Raw genomic sequence first — 17467 nt, forward strand, 5'->3', positions numbered from 1 at the left:
TTTCTAGCTTCCCCAAGGGCTTGGGGAGGCTTGGTGCCGGATGAGGGATTCGAACCCCCGACCTTCGGTTTACAAAACCGCTGCACTACCACTGTGCTAATCCGGCTCTCGCCGCCCCAATGCTTCAAACGACGCCAAAGGTCCAGCCCTCGCTTTGGGCAATTTCGGGCGTGAGGAGCGACGGATGCCAGAGCGCCTCGGTTCGGGCATTGGCGCGGAGCCAGGCCGCGGTCAGGATGGCGTCGGTGGCATGATCGTCATAGCGGGCGAGTGGCTGGTGCGGGCGTGACCCGAAAACCGCGAGCGCGGCATCGAGCGCATCGGCATCGCGGATCTTGCTCAGCCCCTTGCGGAGCCCCGCGGCGCGTGCGGCGATCGCGGTGTAGATCTCGACCACGAGTGCGCCCGAGCGCGGCGCGGGATCGAAGGGCCAGACGGGCACGTGCCGCGCGATCCGGTTGAGCGTGCGCATCCCTGCAAAGCTCGCCTTGGCCACTTGCGCGGCGCCAATCGCGTCATAGACGGTGGATGGCTTGCCGCCACCACCCGCGTTGTAGTGCACCTCGCACTGGCGCAGGTGCATGTAATCGGCCTTTCGACCGTCGGCCGCGCCAAAATAGAAATGGCGGCGATGATGGGCCTCAAGGAAGCTCGCCGCGCCGAGGTCGGCATCGTCGCAGCTCTGCTCGACATAGCCCCAGAAGGCCTTGGCAGCGTCGGGCACCGCCTCGCCCGGCAGATAGCTGCCACGCGCAATGCGCGGGGGGGCGAAGCTGAAATCGAAGCCGATGAGCAGCGGTTCGGCGGCGCGAACCTCGATCCACGCTGCAATCGCCTCGCGCGACCAGGCGCGACCGGGGGGATCGACGAGCACCGGCGCGGCGTTGCCCGCCTCGCACAGCGCAAGCGCGATGCCCTTGTGGGCGCTGCCCTTGGCGCCCGACCAGTCGACCACCGCGAAGCGCGTGAAATGGTCAGGGACGCTGGCCACCGCGATCCGCCCGTTGCCTGTTCGACGCCCGATCCCACCATGCGCGTCCGATCAGGATCTTCATCCGATCGGGATCGGCCGCCTCCGCGTTCACGAGCACGGTCGGCCAGCCCTCATATTGCGGCGTCTGCCAGAAACAGTCGGGATCGGTCTGCTTGAGCACCTCGATCTCCTCGCGCGTCGCGCGCAGCACATAGGTGCCGGGCGCGCGACCCTGCGAGACGATCTGCTGGCCGCGCACCTGCGGGCTGGTCGAGCCTTTCGCGCCCGCGCCCATCGTCACGCCGGGCAGCGTCAGCGCGAAGGCCACCGCCTCATCCCAACCGAAGCTCAAGGACGCTCTCCGAACGCCGCGCGCTGCGGCTTCCTGGCACGATCCCACCATGCGCGTTCGATATAGGTGCGGATCCGTTCGTCATCGCCACTACGGTAGCGGACGAGCACCGCGGGATAGTTGCGATAGTGATCGGTCTCCCAGAAAGTCCGGGGATCGGTCTCCATCAGCAGCAGCTTTTCATCCATGTTCACGAGCAGGCAGAAGCTGCCGGCTTCGCGGCCGGGGGAGACGAAGGCCTTGCCGTTCACCTTGGGACAGGGTGTGCCGTAAAAGGGTGCCATCGCGACATCGGGCAGCGCGCACGCAAAGGCGACGACCTCGTCCCAATCCTTCATTCGAGGCTCGCGAGTATATCGGCGGTGAACCTGGCGATGTCGAAGCGTGCGCCCGCGGGGTCCTCGCCGCGACGGACGATAACCACCTTGCGGCTCGGAACGATGACGACATATTGCCCGCGATTGCCGAAGGCGGCGAAGGTGTCGGCGGGCACGCCGGGCGATTTGTTCATCAGCCAGAAGGTGGCGCCATAGCCGAACTCACCCTCGGGCTGCGGACCCGAAGGGGTGGTGACGTACTTCACCCAGCCCTCGGGCAGGATGCGCTCGCCGTTCCAGACGCCGTCGTTGAGGTAGAGCAGCCCGAAACGCGCAAGATCGCGCGCGGTGGACCAGACCTGGCTCGACAGGATGAAATTACCCTGCCAGTCGGTCTCGGCGACCGTGCGGGTCATGCCAAGCTTGTCGAAGAGTTTCTTTTGCGGAAAGCCGGCATAGACCTGCTCACCTGCTTTCGCGCGCAGGGCGCGCATCGCGAGTACCGTATCGTTATTTGCGTAGCGAAAGCGCGTGCCCGGCATTGCGTCGAGCGGCCATGCGGTCACTTCCTGCGTAACTGTCGTCCCGCCGAAATAGAGAGCATCGGTGCGGTTGCCCGCGGTTTCGCTGTGGAGTCCGCTCGCCATGCGCAGAAGCTGGTCGAGGGTGATCTCACGGCGCGGGTCTATGTCAGTCTGCCATTCCGGAACACCGGAACCCTGATCTGTCGCGAGCAAGCCCTGGCGTATCCCGATGCCCACCAGCGTGCCGGTCAGGCTCTTGGCCACCGACCATGTGCGCTGCGAAACGTGCGGGCCGAAGCCATCACGATATTTTTCTGCGACTATCTTGCCGTTTTGCACCACGATCGTCGCAGTAGTTTGTGCATTCGTGCTGCTGAACGCCTCCCCAAGAGCGCCGTTTACGGTGGTAGCCAGGGCGGTTGCATTGCCGGACGGTTTTGCTTCGGCCTGGGTGTCGCCTGCTGGCCAGATCAGCCTGTCGACATCAGTCGTCGGTTTTCGAGGCGCTCTGGTGGTCAATATGTCCAGCCATTGAAACACGCTGCCGATAGGCATTATGGTGCAGCCGCGATCGAGAGACCAATAGGCGGCACGCGCCGGGAGCTCTTTATCAAAGGGCACGGTCACCGTTGCTGTCATGCTGCCCTTGGTGTGCTCGACCTTAGCCTTTAGCGTCGGTACGATCGCATCATACTCAGGATAGATGCCCTTCAGCTCCAGCGCTTCGATCTGCGCCTGTGTACGCCCCGCGTTGAAGATCCCGCTGCACAGCGTCAGCGCCTTGTACCCGGCGGCGATGGCGCGGTCGTAGGTCGTGGGCTCCCTCTGCTGCGCCGGGGACTGCGAAGGCAAACAAAGGAGTGCCCCGGCGACGGCCAAGGTCCGGAGTCGTTTGCTCAGGGCTGGGCTCCGGCCTTCGCCGCGGCAGATGGTTCGTGCGGACTGATCGATTTCGTTAATGAAAAGGAGCAAAGTTCACACCGTTCCTTGTCGCTGTTTTTGGGCATTTCGCCTGGAAGTTTGATCGAGCGCCTCGATCAATGCGATCGTAAACGGGAATTGCGGCGGGGCACGTCATGCCGCGGATCATGGCAAATCGCGCGGGTGTAGGACAGCGCCTTCGCATCAATTGTCACGCCGCTTCGTGCGCAGTTCCTCCCAATAGGCCAGCCGTTCCGCGATCCGTTTCTCGAAACCACGATCGACGGGGGTGTAATAGATCTCAGGCCGCATTTCCTCGGGCCAGTAATTGTCGCCCGAAAAGCCCTCCTCGGCGTCATGGTCATAGGCATAGTCCTTGCCATAGCCGATCTGCTTCATGAGCCTGGTCGGGGCGTTGAGGATGTTCCTGGGCGGCATCAGCGAGCCCGTCTCGCGTGCCGATTTCCACGCTGCCTTCTGCGCCTTGTAGGCAGCGTTCGACTTGGGGGCGGTGGCGAGGTAGAGACACGCCTGGACGATCGCGAGCTCGCCCTCGGGACTGCCGAGAAAATCATAGGCGTCCTTGGCGGCGAGGCATTGGACGAGCGCCTGCGGATCGGCGAGGCCGATATCCTCCGACGCAAAGCGCACCAGCCGACGCAGCACATAGAGCGGTTCCTCACCCGCGGTGAGCATGCGCGCGAGATAGTACAGCGCCGCCTGCGGGTCCGAGCCGCGCAGCGATTTGTGAAGCGCCGAGATGATGTTGTAATGGCCTTCGCGGTCCTTGTCATAGACCGCGACCCGGCGATGCAGGAATGCGGCGAGCCCCGCGGGATCGAGCGGTTCGTCGATCGTCACCGAGAAGAGCGTCTCGATCTGGTTAAGCACGAAGCGGCCATCGCCATCGGCGCTCGCGATCAGCGCGGCGCGCGCGTCGGTGGTGAGCGGGATAGCTCGTCCCTCAAGCGCCTCGGCACGCTCGCACAGCGTTTCTAGCGCGGTGCTGTCGAGCCGGTTGAGGATAAGTACCTGGGCGCGGCTGAGCAAAGCCGCGTTCAGTTCGAAGCTGGGATTTTCGGTGGTGGCACCGACGAGCGTGACGGTTCCATCTTCGACATAGGGCAGGAATCCATCCTGCTGCGCGCGATTGAAGCGATGGATCTCGTCCACGAACAGCAATGTCCGGTGCCCCATGCGCGCATGCTCACGCGCTTCGGCAAAGGCTTTCTTGAGGTCGGCGACGCCCGAGAACACCGCCGAGATCGCGACGAAGCGCAGGCCTACCGCGTCGGCGAGCAGCCGCGCGATCGTGGTCTTGCCCGTGCCGGGTGGGCCCCAAAGGATCATCGATGAAAGGCGGCCGGCGGCGACCATCCGCCCGATGGCACCTTCAGGGCCGGTCAGATGCTCCTGACCGACGACATCGTCGAGCCGTTGCGGGCGCAGGCGATCGGCGAGCGGGGCGCTTGTAACGGCGTTCGTATCGGGTTCGTCGGGTGCGAAAAGATCGGCCATGCCAGCCTATCTAGGCGCGCGGGGGTAAAATGCACCAGCCCCTTGTGCAATGGCTATCAAGATATATCTTAGACGCATCAAGACTCGATATGAAGGATGAAGAGACATGTTTTTTGTCAGCGCAGGGCGCGGCTGCGGTTCGCGCAGTTATCAGGCGATGTGGGGGCACAGGGGCTGGGGCAAGCACGGCTGGGGCGAATGGTCGTCCGGCGGTGGTCGCGGTCGGCGGCGGATGTTCGAAGGCGGCGAGCTCAAGCTCGTCCTGCTCAAGCTGATCGGCGATCAGCCGCGGCACGGCTATGACCTGATCCGTGAGATCGAGGAGCTGACCAGCGGCGCCTATGCACCGAGCCCTGGCGTCATCTATCCGACGCTGACCTTGCTCGAGGACATGGCGATGATCGACGAGGCCAAGAGCGAGGGCGTGAAGCGGCTCTTTTCGATCACGCGTGCCGGACGCGACTATCTCGACGAACGTGCCGAGGAAGTCGAGGCGCTGTTCGCGCGGCTTCGCGAGATCGGCGCGCAGCGCGCGCGCAGCGAGGCGGCGCCCGTCCGTCGCGCGATGGGCAATCTGCGCTCGGTGCTGCAGAACCGGCTCGGCGAAGACGATGCGGATATCGACCTTCTCCACGGCATCGCGGCGATCATCGACGAGGCCGCACAGAAGATTGAAAGGCTGAAATGATGACAGCAAGCGCAGCCGCGCATGTGCGGACGCCGCATGGCAGCCGCTATCTTCAGCAGCTGTGCAAGCACTGGGCACACAATCTGAAGGTGGAGTTCACGCCCGAACATGGCACGGTGGTGTTCCCGAAGGACGCGCGCGGCGCGGACTGGCCGGGGGATGCGCTGGTGACCTTCGAAGCAGGGGCGGACGGGCTGGCGGTCAGGATCGATGCGAGCGTCGATGGACAGCTCGAAGGGCTGAAGGGCGCGGTCGCGCGCCATCTCGATCGCTTCGCCTTTCGGGAAGCGCCGCTCAACTTCGACTGGCAACCCGCGGGTTGATCAGGGCACCGGGCTGGGGCGGGGCGGGCTGCTGCCGGCCTCGCGCTGACGGATGACGCGCAGATAGCCGTCGATCAGCGCCTGGTTCACCGCGTCCCAGCCGTAGCGATCGCTGGCCTGCCGGCCAGCTTCACCTGCGGCGGCGCGCGCTTCGGCGTTCTCGCAATAATGCTGGAGCGCGTCCGCGAAGTCCTTGATCGCGCCGGGGCGAACGAGCCGGCCGGTGACGCCGTCGGTGACGAGGCTTTCGCTGCCCGTCGCGCGTGCGGCGACCACGGGCAGGCCCGTGGCCATCGCTTCGAGCGTGACGTTTCCGAAGGTTTCGGTGACCGAGGGGTTGAGCAGCATGTCCATCGACGCGACCGCGCGGCCGAGATCGGGGCCCGCCTGGAAGCCCGCGAAGATGCCCGAGGGGAGGCGATCGGCGAACCAGGGCCGTGCGGGGCCTTCGCCCACGATCAGCACGCGGTGCTTCACGCCGCGCTTGCTCAGCGCGTCAACAGTGTCGGAAAAGACATCGAGGCCCTTTTCCATGACGAGGCGGCCGACAAAGCCGATCGCGACCTCGTCATCGGCGATCCCCATCTCGCGGCGCCACGCCATGTCGCGGCGGTTGGGATTGAAGATTTCCTGATCGATCCCGCGCGACCAGATGCCGACATCATAGTTCATCCGCTGATCGCGCAGCAGCTGCGCCATCGAATCGGAAGGCGCGAAGATCGCGTCGCAGCGCCGGTAGAAGCGCCGCAACATCGCGAGTGCGAGCGGCTCCATGAAGGCAAGGCCGTAATAGCGCAGATAGGTCTCGAAGCGCGTATGCACCGATGCGACGACGGGCTTGTTCCAATTGTGCGCGAGCGTGACGGCGCGATGGCCGAGCATCTCGGGGCTCGCAACATGGAGGATGTTGGGCCCGAAACGCTTGATGTCGCGCTTGATCGACGGCGGGATCATAAGCGGTGCGCGATATTCGGCGCGGCCGGGGATCGCCATCGACGGGATGCTGACAAGATCGCCCGCCGGCTCGAAGGCTGGTGTGTCGGTCGTCGGCGAATAGACGCGCACCTGCCCGCCCTGACGCAGCAGGTAGCCGACAAGGCGGTTCAGCGCCTGGTTGGCGCCGTCCCGGACATAGTTGTAGTTCCCGCTGAACAGCGCGATGCGGAGATCGGTGACGTCCATAAGCGGCCAGCCGATAATGGCTTGCGACGAAAATTGCCACTGCGAAGGCGATCAGGGGCCGCCGAAGGGAACCACCATGTTTTCAGCGTCATGCCCAATGTCGGCAGTACCGAGCAGCGGAATGCCCGAAGCCGCGCACCAGTGCGCGACGATCTCGTCAACGTCATGGCCGAAGGGCCGGTCGTTCTCGATCACGTCGCTCACGCGGCCGATCCGGATGCCCGCGACGCGGCGGATCGCGGGGTTGCTGGTGATGTGGAACAGCGTGCGGTCGATCCGGTAGTGATGCTCCGACACCTCTTCGAGCATGAGGACATGATCGGTGAGATCGGGCTGGAAGGGGGTGCCGATCAGGTGGCTGAGGATCGTCATGTTGAACGCCACCGCGCGCTCGTTTGCCGCATGGCGTTCGACCGAATCGATCGCGCCTTCGACCAGCCAGCGGAGCGCGCGATCGATCGCGGCTTCACCGCCCGCGCGGCGGACATCGGCGGGCATCGGGCCGTGCGCGATCTGGTCGAAACCCGCGCCATAGAGCGCGCCGAGCAGGCTCCCCGCGTCCGAATAGCCGAGCCATTGTTTGGCGCGCGCGGCGTCGCCCAGCCGGGGGAGCGCGGTCTCCAAAATGCGGCACGAGCCATAGCCGCCGCGCGCGAACCAGATCGCGTCGATCGCCGGATTATTGGCATATTCGACAAAGGCGGCGGCACGCACCGCATCGTCACCCGCGAAATGGCCGTGAGTCATAAAACATTGCGGATGGAAGAGAATCTCGGGTGCGGAGTCGCCGTAAAGCGCCGCTCCGCACGCCGAAACGCGTTCGGCGACCTCGCGGTCGATCGGGCAACTCGGCGCGACAACGCCGATCCGCGTGGTTTTCATGGCACTCATCCCGCCCGGCTTGCCGATTGCGTCAAAACCGTCAATAGCGCGCCGCCATGAACAGGACCAAAAGCTATTTCTTTTGCGGTATCGGCGGCAGCGGGATGCTGCCGCTCGCCAGCATCGTGCGCGCCCAGGGGCATGAAGTGAAGGGCTCCGACCGGTCCTTGGATCAGGGCCGCACCGCCGCCAAGTTCGACTATCTGCGCGCGCAGGGCATCGAACTGTTTCCGCAGGATGGCAGTGGCGTGACGAGCGGCTTTCAGACGCTCGTGACCTCCGCCGCGGTCGAGGACACGATTCCCGATGTGGTCAAGGCCCGCGCGCTGAGCGCCAGGGAGCTGCGCCGCGCCGAGCTGCTCGCCGAACTGTTCAACGCCGCGCCGACCAGCATCGGAGTCGCGGGCACCAGCGGCAAATCGACCGTCACCGGAATGATCGGCTGGATGCTCAGCGCCAAGGGTCGCAACCCGACGGTGATGAACGGCGCGGTGATGAAGAATTTCGTGGCGGACGATGCGCCCTTTGCCAGCGCGCTCGTCGGCGGCGACCAGTATTTCGTCAGCGAGATCGACGAGAGTGACGGATCGATCGCGCTGTTCGATCCCAGGATCGCGGTGCTGAACAACATCTCGCTTGATCACAAGTCGATGGAGGAACTGCGCAGCCTGTTTGGCAGCTTCATCGGCAAGGCCGAATGCGCGGTGCTCAACCTCGACAATGACGAGGTCGCCAAGCTCGCGGCGATCCTGCCCGAGGAACGCGTGCTGAGCTTCGGCATCGACCGCGGCAATGCCTATCTGCGCGCGGAGGATCTGGTCGAGGCGCCCGACGGCATCGCCTTCACCGCGATCGAGAAGGCCGACGGGACACGCGTGCGCGTTCAGCTGGCTGTTCCCGGCCGGCATAACGTGTCCAACGCGCTCGCCGCGATCGGCGCGGCGCGCGCCTGCGGCGTGTCGCTTGCCGATGCGGCCGAGGCGATCTCCGGCTTTGCCGGCCTGTCACGGCGGATGGATATCGTGGGCACCGCCAAGGGTGTGACGGTGATCGACGATTTCGGGCACAATCCCGACAAGATCGCCGCGACGCTTTCCACGCTACACGCCTTTCCCGGCCGGTTGCTCGCGCTGTTCCAGCCGCACGGCTATGGCCCGCTGAAGGTGATGAAGAACGAGCTGATCGGGACCTTTGCCGAACATCTGGCGCCCGAGGACGTGCTCATCATGCCCGACCCGGTCTATTACGGCGGCACCACCGACCGCAGCGTCGGCACCGCCGACATCATCGCGGGGGTGAGCGCCGCTGGGCGTCAGGCAGAGCATGTCGCGGAGCGCTTCGCCGCGGGCGCGCGGCTGGTGACGCTGGCGCAGCCTGGCGATCGCATCGTCATCATGGGTGCGCGCGACGACACGCTGACCCAGTTTGCCGCGGAGGTGCTTGCGGCGCTTTGATGACGCGTCACGTCGTTCGTCGGTTGCGGTTGACCTTTTGTCGAAATCCGGTCCAGCTTGGCGCGATCACAGGCAGCAACGCGTGCCATCGCACAACGGATTTTCCGGAGACATGATTTGCGCATTCACACCCTGCTTGCCGCCGGCGCTTCGCTGCTTGCGGTTTCGGTTCCCATGAGCGCGGCGCTTGCCAGTGACGCGGAGCAACGTACCCAGGCCATGAAGGCCGAGGCCAACCCGATGCTCCAGAAGTGGACGGGCCCGTATGAGGGTGTTCCTCCCTGGGACAAGATGCAGCCGACACTATTCCCGGGCGCTTTCGCCGCGGCGATGGAGGAACTGCGCAAGGAGGTGCAGGCCGTCCGCGACAATCCTGCGCCCGCCACCTTCCAGAACGTCAACGAAGCGATGCAGCTGACGGGCGGCACGATGGAGCGCCTCTTCTCGCTCTGGGGGGTGCAGCAGAGCAACGAATCCAATGCCGAGGTCCAGAAGATCGATCGGGAATGGAGTCCGAAGATCGCGGCCTTCCATGATGAGATCAACCTCGATCCCAAGCTCTTCGCGCGCTACAAGGCGGTCTATGACAAGCGCGCCTCGCTTGGCCTGACGCCCGTGCAACTCCGCATCGTCGAGCGCGACTATCGCGGTTTCGTCCGTCAGGGCGCGCTGCTCGATGCTGCGCAGAAGGCGCGCGTCAGCGAGATCAACCAGCAGCTCGCGACCGCCTTTTCGGATTTCAGCGCCAAGGTGCTGGCCGATGAGGAAAAATGGATCGTCGTCGACAACCAGGCCGATCTGGCCGGGCTGCCCGACAGCTTCGTCGCGTCACTGAAGGCCGCGGCCGACGAGCGCAAGCTCGGCGGCAAATGGGTGATCGTCAACACGCGCTCCTCCGTCCAGCCGGTGCTCGCCAACGCAACCAGCCGTGCGTTGCGCGAGAAGGTGTGGCGTGCCTTTGTCAGCCGCGGCGACAATGGCGACGCCAACGATACCAATGCGACGATCGCCAATATCCTCGCGCTACGCGCCGAACGCGCGAAGATCCTCGGTTTCAAGAACCATGCCTGGTACCGCATGGACGACACCATGGCGAAGGATCCCGCGCGCGCGATGGACCTGATGATGCGCGTATGGCCCGCGGCGGTCGCGCGTGTGAAGGAGGAGGTCGCCGACATGCAGGCGGTCGCCGATAAGGAAGGCGCGAAGATCACGATCGCGCCGTGGGACTATCGTTTCTATGCCGAGAAGGTCCGCAAGGCGAAGTACGATCTCGATGAAGCCGAGATCAAACCCTATCTCGAGCTCAACAACATCCTGAACGGTGCCTTCTACGCGGCGGGCCGGCTCTATGACCTCGACTTCAAGGAAAATACGGGCGAGATTCCGGTGTTCGACCCGAACGTCCGCACCTTCGCTGTCACCGACAAGCGCGATGGCTCCAATGTAGGCGTTTTCTATTTCGACGGCTTCGCACGGCCCGGCAAGCGCTCGGGCGCGTGGATGACCACCTATCGCAGCCAGCAGGGACTGGGCGGCGAACGCAATGTGCTGGCCTCGAACAACAACAATTTCGTCAAGGGTGCACCCGGCGAGCCCGTGCTGATCAGCCTCGACGATGCCGAGACGCTGTTCCACGAGTTTGGCCACGCGATCCACTATTTCCTGCAGGATGTCTATTATCCCGCCCTTGGCGGTACGCCGCGCGATTTTGTCGAATATCCCAGCCAGGTGAACGAGAACTGGCTGCTGACGCGTGATGTCCTCGACAAATATGCCCGCCATTACAAGACCGGAGCGCCGATGCCGCAGGCGCTGCTCGACAAGATCGAAAAGTCGAAGACCTTCAATCAGGGTTTCGCGACGGTCGAGTATCTGTCGTCGGCGATCCTCGACATGAAACTGCACGATCGCGACACGCCCGTCACCGATCCCAAGGCCTTCGAACGCCAAGCGCTCGCCGAGATCGGCATGCCGAAGGAAATGGTGATGCGGCACCGCCTGCCGCAGTTCAATCACCTCTTCGCCGATGACGGCTATTCGGCGGGCTATTACAGCTATCTCTGGTCCGAGACGATGGATGCCGACACCTGGGCGGCGTTCGAGGAGACGGGCAATGTCTGGGACAAGGCGACCGCCGACCGTTTCCGCAAGGTGCTGCTGTCGACGGGCAACGAGACCGACCGCGCCGAGGCCTATCGGGCATTCCGCGGCCGCGATCCCGACGTGAAGGCGTTGCTGAAGAAGCGCGGTTTTCCAACGAATTGATCGACGGGCAAGTCAGAGAGACCCCATGCGTAAGAATACGCATGGGGTCTTTCCCTTAAGGGTGTGAATTTTATTTCGATATCGAAATAATCGGCGCAGGCTGCGTCACTCGCTCATCGAGCACTGCGATGCGCTTTGTTTAACAAGGGTTTGCTTGATTTTCGTCAAGTCCGCGCCCCTATGCTGAGGCGCGCGTTCGATTAATCTCCCGTTCATCTGGCGAGTCGGTTCGGCGGATAAGTCTCTGCCCGGACGCCGTATTCGCCGCGATCCGGGAGAGAGTCATGACTTCTTCAGCGAACGTCCGTTCTCTGCGTCGCATTCTCATGGGGGCAGCGGCGCTTGCGAGCCTCGCCGCGGCCGCCAGTCCTGCCTTGGCGCAGAGCACCGATGCCCCACGACCCGAGATCGCCCAGCGATCGCCTGACATCATCATCCGCAACGACCTTTCTCCCAATCTGCCACCGCCCGCCGGCATCCTCGACAGCGGCATCACCGGCGTCGGGCAGATGGTGGTCGACGTGGGCGGCGGGTTTGTCGGGCTGTGCACCGGCACGCTGATCAATCCGCGCACCGTGATCTTCGCGGCGCACTGCGTGAACGATCAGGCGGCCGAAAGCTATGGCTCGGCCACCGGCGGCACGGCGATCAGCTTCGGCTTTTCGGACGCTAATCGCCCCGCGGTGCGGCGCTGGCTGGGCCTTGATGGCGGGACGCTCCACGCCACCGATCTGGCGTTTTCGATCTACAATGCCGAACAGGTCTGGTACGATCCGCGCTCGCTGGCGCTAGGTCCCAATCTCAACTTTCTCGAGGCAGACGTCGCTCTTGCAACGCTGGATACGCCGGCCTTCGACATTCCGACCTGGACGCTGCTCTTTTCTCCGCTGACCGAGGAGACGCACGCGCAGATCATCGGCTACGGCACGCGCGGGACCAGCGCCAACCCAGCGCAGGGCATCGATTTCCGGCGCCGCGCCGCGGAGAACATGCTTTCAATGCTCGGATCGCTCGACGATTTGGACGAGTTCCTGTTCGGTGCCCCGAGCGGTTTGCCGCAGAGTCTCTATCAGCTCGATTTCGACAGTCCGGCGGGGCAGGCTGCCTTTGATCCTGCGACGGGCAACTTCGATTTCGACCTGTTCGACGGTCCGGCGTTGCCGCGCGAAGGCACCACCGCGGGCGGAGACTCGGGCGGGCCGCTTGTCGTGGATCAGCGTTATGACCGCCCGGTGGTGGCGGCTGTGCTGTCGGGCGGAACCAGTTTCTTCTCGGGGCAGCCCTTCTCCACCTATGGCACGAGCAGCTTCTACCAGCCGCTGTTCCTGTTCTGGGACCAGATCGTTGCCAACAACAGCTATGTCTATGCGACCAATCGCAAGGCCGTGGGCAACTGGACCGATCCCAATCACTGGGTCCAGACGATGGATCCCAATTATGCGATCGATGTGAACGGTCAGTTGGTCAACGCGCTGCCCGGGACGCCGGCCCTCGGGGTGAGCGGAGATACGGTCAAGTTCGGAAAGATCTGCTTCCTGGATGACTGCGTCGACCTTGCAGACGAGAGTGTCGATCCGGGCGAGGGCACGCCCAACAGCATCTTCATCCCCGGTGGGCCCGGCTCGACGGGTTTCGTGCCCAACAATGTCGTCGCCAACCCGACCCAGGGTATCAAGGCGCGCTATTATGACGTGACGCTCAAGGGGCTGAGCTCGACCACCCTCAACAGTGCGGTGACAATCGATCGCATGGCGCTCGACAGCGGAGCAATGCTGAGCATCCGGCCCTCGGGGTCGCTCAAGGTCTGGGGCGACTACACCCAGTATAGCGGGTGGAGCGAGGTGCACGGCACGCTGACCACGGGTGAGGCGCTGTTCGTAAGCGGTCTGTTGAGCGGCGGTGGCAAGATCGACCCGACCTGGCTGACCGTCGTGCAGGCGGCGGTGCTCCCCGGCACCGCAGGCGGTGCGGGCACGTTGACGATTGCAGGCGACGTCATCCTCGCGTCAGGCGCTTTGACGGTATTCGACGTGTCGCGGCCCAGGACCGACAAGATCGTTGTCACGGGCGATGCGGACAACACCGGCATCATATCGCTGGGCGGCACCGCGGCGTTCGTGCGCGCGTTGCTAGGCGCCGCGCCGCGGCAGGGTGACAGCTTCCAGATCATCACCGCTGATGGCGGGGTGGACGGAACCTTTAACTCGGTGGTGGGCGGAATCGGCGTGCTCAAGCCCGTGCTGACCTATGGCGCCAACGATGTGACGCTGAAGCTTCAGGCGGGCAGTTTCGTCAACTTCCTTGCCGGCTTCGGCGGGACCGAGCTGGCCTTCGCCAACGCGCTCGATTCGCTGCGCGGCGGATCGTACAACAGCCTCTACGGGCTGTTCGGCGCGGTCGACATCATGGAGCCGCAGGCGCTGGCTGCGACCTTCCGTGGCCTGTCGCCACGCGTCGCGGATGAAGCGAGCCTGCTCGACGAGCAGCAGTCTTCGATCGTGCTCAACGTGATCGGCGAACGACTGTCGATGCTCGGCACCGGTCAGGCCCGCGGCGGGCGCTTCACCGTCGTTGGATCGCCCGAGGTACTGATGTCTGTGCCCGGCCAGACGCTTTCGGCGTCTTCGGCGGCGCAACTCAGTTTTGCCAACAGCTTTGCACCGCAGTCGCGCCAGCTGGGGGCCTTGCCCGAGAACATGAGCGGTTTCATCGCGGGCGGGTTCGATCGCAACGCCACAGCATTTTCGGCGCGTGGGCTGACAAGTGGCCGTGACAGCTGGCACATGGCGATGGGCCTTGAAATGGCGCTCGACGACAGGGTGACGATCGGGACGGCCTTCGGGCATGTCGACGGCGTCAGCCGCTTCAGCGGATCGGAGGCCGAGGCTGTTACCAACCAGGCGGCGTTCTATGGCAGCTACCGACTGGGCGGCGGCGTCTATGCGGGTGGTCTTGCGGCAGTGTCGCACACGCGCATCGGCCTGCAGCGTAACACCGCGGCGGGCTTCATGACGGGCAACCTGGCGGGCGACACCAGTGCCACGACCTACGACCTTCAGGCCGAGTTGGGCGTCAATGTCGACACCGGCACCGGGATCATGCTGACGCCGCGCGCGCAGCTTGCCTATCGTTCCTACAATCTCGACGGCTATCAGGAACGTGGCGGCGAGCTGGCGCTGGCGGTCGACGACATCAATATCGACCGTATCGAGAGCCGGCTGGGCGTGCGCATGACGGGCTCGCTCGGCAGCGCCCGTGCCTGGACCTTCAGGCCCGAAGTCGGCGTTGATCTCGTCAGCACGCTTGCGGGCGGCGCGGACAGCTTCAACGTCCGCTTCGCCGCGGCGCCCGATATCGCCTTTGCGCTGCCCTTTGCGGGTCGCGACAAGGCGTGGGGCGAGATCAAGGGCGGGCTCAGGCTCGACAATGGGCCGCTCAGCATCGGCGCTGGGGTCGAAAGCAGCTTTGCACGGAGCGATTTCCGCGACGACCGGGCGGTTCTGGACTTCGCTTACCGCTTCTGAAGCGCGGAATTGTGCTACAGCATGGGGCGCGGGACAGTGTTCCGCGCCCCTGTTTTTCGGCTTTTTGCGGCCGGGTCGGGCCTATTGCGATTCAAGGCTGGAGTCGGTGCTTGAAATTTAATAACGCGTCAGAACAATAAATATGTGGCAGTGATTCTCGCCTATTTTCTAGACAGGGAATCGGAAAACGAACGGAGAGACCATGGCCGGCGATCACAAGCGCGCCAACCTTCCGCCATTGTCCTTGCACGTGCCGGAGCCGAAGTTCCGGCCGGGCGACAAGGCCGATTACAGCGATCTCGTCATCCCCGCGGCGGGAGAAGCGCAGCGCCCCGACGTGACCGCCAGGCCCGACAGCTTTCAGCCTCTGGCCTATTCGCTCGTCCGCGTGCTCGATGACGAGGGCAGGGCGGTCGGCCCCTGGGATCCCAAGCTCTCGCCCGAGCGGCTGCGCGCGATGCTGCGCGCGATGGCGCTGACGCGCGCGTTCGATGAGCGCATGTTCCGTGCGCAGCGCCAGGGCAAGACGAGCTTCTACATGAAGTGCACGGGCGAGGAGGCGGTGGCGGTGGCCGCGGCCTTTGCGCTCGACCGCGACGACATGTGCTTTCCGAGCTATCGCCAGCAGGGCCTGCTGATCGCGCGCGACTGGGATCTGGTCGACATGATGAACCAGATCTACTCGAACAAGGGCGATCGCCTGCAAGGCAAGCAACTGCCAATCATGTATTCGACGAAGGAGGGCAGCTTCTTCTCGATCTCGGGCAACCTCACCACGCAATATCCGCAGGCGGTGGGCTGGGCGATGGCCTCGGCCGCCAAGGGTGACACGCGCATTGCGGCAACCTGGTGCGGCGAGGGCTCGACCGCCGAGGGCGACTTCCATTCGGCCTGCACCTTCGCCAGTGTCTATCGCGCGCCGGTGATCATGAACGTGGTCAACAACCAGTGGGCGATCTCGTCCTTCTCGGGTTTCGCGGGCGCTGAATCGACGACGTTCGCGGCACGCGCGGTCGGTTATGGCATCGCCGGACTGCGCGTCGACGGCAACGACGCGCTCGCGGTCTATGCCGCGACCGAATGGGCGGCTGAGCGCGCGCGGACCAATCAGGGGCCGACGCTGATCGAGCATTTCACCTATCGCGCCGAGGGGCATTCGACTTCGGACGATCCCAGCCAGTATCGCTCGGCCAACGAGGGCAGCGAATGGCCGCTGGGAGATCCGATCGCGCGGCTGAAGCAGCATCTGATCGTGCTCGGCGAATGGGACGAAGAGCGTCACGCCGCGATGGATCTCGAACTCGCCGAAATGGTGAAGGCCGCCGCCAAGGAATCCGAGAAGAACGGTATCCTCGGCCATGGCATGCACCAGCCGTTCGAGACGATGTTCGAGGGCGTGTTCGAGGAGATGCCCTGGCATCTGAAGGAACAGCTCGACCAGGCGGTCAACGAGAAGAAGGTGAAGGGGCTGTGAGCGACGAAGCCGTGATCGATACGCCCGTCGTCACCGACGGCCCGGGCGAAAACAAGCGCATGAACATGATCCAGGCAATCAACTCCGCCATGGACGTGATGATGGCGCGCGACGCCAATGTCATCGTGATGGGCGAGGACGTCGGCTATTTCGGTGGCGTGTTTCGTGCAACCGCAGGGTTGCAGAAAAAATACGGCAAGACGCGTGTGTTCGACACGCCGATCACCGAATGCGGCATCATCGGCGTCGCGGTGGGGATGGGCGCCTATGGCTTGCGTCCCGTGCCCGAGATCCAGTTTGCCGATTACATCTATCCGGCGCTCGACCAGCTCGTCTCCGAAGCGGCGCGTCTGCGCTACCGTTCGGCCGGCGAGTTCACCGCGCCAATTACGGTGCGTTCGCCCTTCGGCGGCGGCATCTTCGGTGGACAGACGCACAGCCAGAGCCCCGAGGGCATCTTCACGCACGTCTCCGGCCTGAAGACCGTCATCCCCTCGACCCCCTATGACGCCAAGGGGCTGCTGATCGCTGCAATCGAGGACAATGATCCGACGATCTTCTTCGAACCCAAGCGCATCTATAACGGCCCGTTCGACGGTTATTATGACCGCCCGACCAAGAACTGGTCGGCGCACCCTGGCGGCGAGGTGCCCGAGGGCTATTACAAGATCCCGCTGGGCAAGGCGAACGTCGTCCGCGAGGGCGAGGCGGTGACGATCCTGTGCTACGGCACGATGGTCCATGTCGTTACCAACACCGTTGCCGAGATGGGCGTCGATGCCGAGATCGTCGACCTGCGCACGCTCGTCCCGCTCGACATCGAGACGATCGAGGCTTCCGTGAGGAAGACGGGGCGCTGCCTGATCGTCCATGAGGCGACGCGTACCTCGGGCTTTGGCGCTGAACTCTCGGCGCTCGTCCAGGAACGCTGCTTCTACCATCTCGAAGCCCCGATCGAACGCGTCACCGGCTTCGACACGCCCTATCCGCACAGCCTCGAATGGGCCTATTTCCCAGGTCCCATCCGCATCAGCGAGGCGCTCAAGAAGATCATGAAGGACTGACCG

At 64.2% G+C, this 17467-nt stretch carries 14 protein-coding genes and 1 tRNA gene; 7 read left to right on the forward strand and 8 right to left on the reverse strand.

All coding sequences use genetic code 11. The features are described from left to right. Window positions 1-31 precede the first annotated feature (31 nt). From AC3WJD_RS13170 to AC3WJD_RS13195, 6 genes are all read right to left on the reverse strand, one after another. Window positions 32-106: transfer RNA gene (locus AC3WJD_RS13170), tRNA-Thr, on the reverse strand. A gap of 18 nt (window positions 107-124) precedes the next feature. After that, complete coding sequence (locus AC3WJD_RS13175; RefSeq protein ID WP_492747124.1) at window positions 125-991, reverse strand: hypothetical protein; 867 nt, start codon at window positions 989-991, stop codon at window positions 125-127. Beyond that, the gene (locus tag AC3WJD_RS13180; RefSeq protein ID WP_492747125.1) at window positions 975-1325 is read right to left on the reverse strand and encodes a hypothetical protein; all 351 of its coding nucleotides are present in this window, start codon (window positions 1323-1325) and stop codon (window positions 975-977) included. Before AC3WJD_RS13180 ends, AC3WJD_RS13175 begins: the two co-directional genes overlap by 17 nt. Next, entirely contained in the window at window positions 1322-1663 is a 342-nt protein-coding gene (locus AC3WJD_RS13185) for an MmcQ/YjbR family DNA-binding protein (RefSeq protein WP_492747126.1), read from the reverse strand. Before AC3WJD_RS13185 ends, AC3WJD_RS13180 begins: the two co-directional genes overlap by 4 nt. Continuing rightward, window positions 1660-3045, reverse strand: coding sequence for a serine hydrolase domain-containing protein (locus AC3WJD_RS13190; protein WP_492747127.1), 1386 nt, complete (start codon window positions 3043-3045; stop codon window positions 1660-1662). Before AC3WJD_RS13190 ends, AC3WJD_RS13185 begins: the two co-directional genes overlap by 4 nt. A 246-nt stretch (window positions 3046-3291) precedes the next feature. Then, window positions 3292-4605, reverse strand: coding sequence for a replication-associated recombination protein A (locus AC3WJD_RS13195; RefSeq protein WP_492747128.1), 1314 nt, complete (start codon window positions 4603-4605; stop codon window positions 3292-3294). A gap of 106 nt (window positions 4606-4711) precedes the next feature. Between AC3WJD_RS13195 and AC3WJD_RS13200 the strand changes: the two genes are divergently transcribed. Together AC3WJD_RS13200 and AC3WJD_RS13205 are read left to right on the forward strand one after the other, a co-directional pair. Next, window positions 4712-5293: a PadR family transcriptional regulator gene (locus tag AC3WJD_RS13200; RefSeq protein WP_492747129.1), complete on the forward strand. Its 582-nt coding sequence runs from the start codon at window positions 4712-4714 to the stop codon at window positions 5291-5293. Beyond that, on the forward strand, window positions 5293-5616 hold the full coding sequence (locus AC3WJD_RS13205; protein WP_492747130.1) for a DUF2218 domain-containing protein: 324 nt from the start codon (window positions 5293-5295) through the stop codon (window positions 5614-5616). Before AC3WJD_RS13200 ends, AC3WJD_RS13205 begins: the two co-directional genes overlap by 1 nt. Here the strand turns inward: AC3WJD_RS13205 and AC3WJD_RS13210 are convergent, their stop codons facing one another. Beyond that, entirely contained in the window at window positions 5617-6798 is a 1182-nt protein-coding gene (locus AC3WJD_RS13210; protein ID WP_492747131.1) for a glycosyltransferase family 4 protein, read from the reverse strand. A gap of 51 nt (window positions 6799-6849) precedes the next feature. Continuing rightward, window positions 6850-7680, reverse strand: coding sequence for an LD-carboxypeptidase (locus AC3WJD_RS13215; protein WP_492747132.1), 831 nt, complete (start codon window positions 7678-7680; stop codon window positions 6850-6852). Window positions 7681-7736: 56 nt separating this feature from the next. Between AC3WJD_RS13215 and AC3WJD_RS13220 the strand changes: the two genes are divergently transcribed. The 5 genes from AC3WJD_RS13220 (at window position 7737) to AC3WJD_RS13240 (ending at window position 17464) form a co-directional block, all read left to right on the forward strand. Beyond that, window positions 7737-9134 carry a Mur ligase family protein gene (locus tag AC3WJD_RS13220; protein ID WP_492747134.1) on the forward strand — a complete coding sequence of 466 codons (1398 nt, stop codon included), beginning with the start codon at window positions 7737-7739 and terminating at the stop codon, window positions 9132-9134. Between the two features lie 117 nt (window positions 9135-9251). Then, window positions 9252-11402 carry a M3 family metallopeptidase gene (locus AC3WJD_RS13225; RefSeq protein ID WP_492747135.1) on the forward strand — a complete coding sequence of 717 codons (2151 nt, stop codon included), beginning with the start codon at window positions 9252-9254 and terminating at the stop codon, window positions 11400-11402. Window positions 11403-11686: 284 nt separating this feature from the next. Beyond that, on the forward strand, window positions 11687-14926 hold the full coding sequence (locus AC3WJD_RS13230; protein ID WP_492747136.1) for an autotransporter domain-containing protein: 3240 nt from the start codon (window positions 11687-11689) through the stop codon (window positions 14924-14926). Between the two features lie 202 nt (window positions 14927-15128). After that, window positions 15129-16400: a 3-methyl-2-oxobutanoate dehydrogenase (2-methylpropanoyl-transferring) subunit alpha gene (locus AC3WJD_RS13235; protein WP_492747137.1), complete on the forward strand. Its 1272-nt coding sequence runs from the start codon at window positions 15129-15131 to the stop codon at window positions 16398-16400. A 59-nt stretch (window positions 16401-16459) separates the two neighbouring features. Beyond that, entirely contained in the window at window positions 16460-17464 is a 1005-nt protein-coding gene (locus tag AC3WJD_RS13240) for an alpha-ketoacid dehydrogenase subunit beta (RefSeq protein ID WP_492747165.1), read from the forward strand. Window positions 17465-17467: the final 3 nt, after the last annotated feature.

This window comes from Sphingobium sp. FW306-1B-F04DB (assembly GCF_058781925.1).

Excerpts from the sequence above, each read along its gene's own strand:
- AC3WJD_RS13215 (WP_492747132.1), bottom strand. The coding sequence starts at position 7,680 with ATGAAAACCACGCGGATCGGCGTTGTCGCGCCGAGTTGCCCGATCGAC.
- AC3WJD_RS13220 (WP_492747134.1), top strand. The coding sequence starts at position 7,737 with ATGAACAGGACCAAAAGCTATTTCTTTTGCGGTATCGGCGGCAGCGGG.
- AC3WJD_RS13205 (WP_492747130.1), top strand. The coding sequence starts at position 5,293 with ATGACAGCAAGCGCAGCCGCGCATGTGCGGACGCCGCATGGCAGCCGC.
- AC3WJD_RS13200 (WP_492747129.1), top strand. The coding sequence starts at position 4,712 with ATGTTTTTTGTCAGCGCAGGGCGCGGCTGCGGTTCGCGCAGTTATCAG.
- AC3WJD_RS13195 (WP_492747128.1), bottom strand. The coding sequence starts at position 4,605 with ATGGCCGATCTTTTCGCACCCGACGAACCCGATACGAACGCCGTTACA.
- AC3WJD_RS13210 (WP_492747131.1), bottom strand. The coding sequence starts at position 6,798 with ATGGACGTCACCGATCTCCGCATCGCGCTGTTCAGCGGGAACTACAAC.
- AC3WJD_RS13230 (WP_492747136.1), top strand. The coding sequence starts at position 11,687 with ATGACTTCTTCAGCGAACGTCCGTTCTCTGCGTCGCATTCTCATGGGG.
- AC3WJD_RS13235 (WP_492747137.1), top strand. The coding sequence starts at position 15,129 with ATGGCCGGCGATCACAAGCGCGCCAACCTTCCGCCATTGTCCTTGCAC.
- AC3WJD_RS13240 (WP_492747165.1), top strand. The coding sequence starts at position 16,460 with ATGAACATGATCCAGGCAATCAACTCCGCCATGGACGTGATGATGGCG.
- AC3WJD_RS13185 (WP_492747126.1), bottom strand. The coding sequence starts at position 1,663 with ATGAAGGATTGGGACGAGGTCGTCGCCTTTGCGTGCGCGCTGCCCGAT.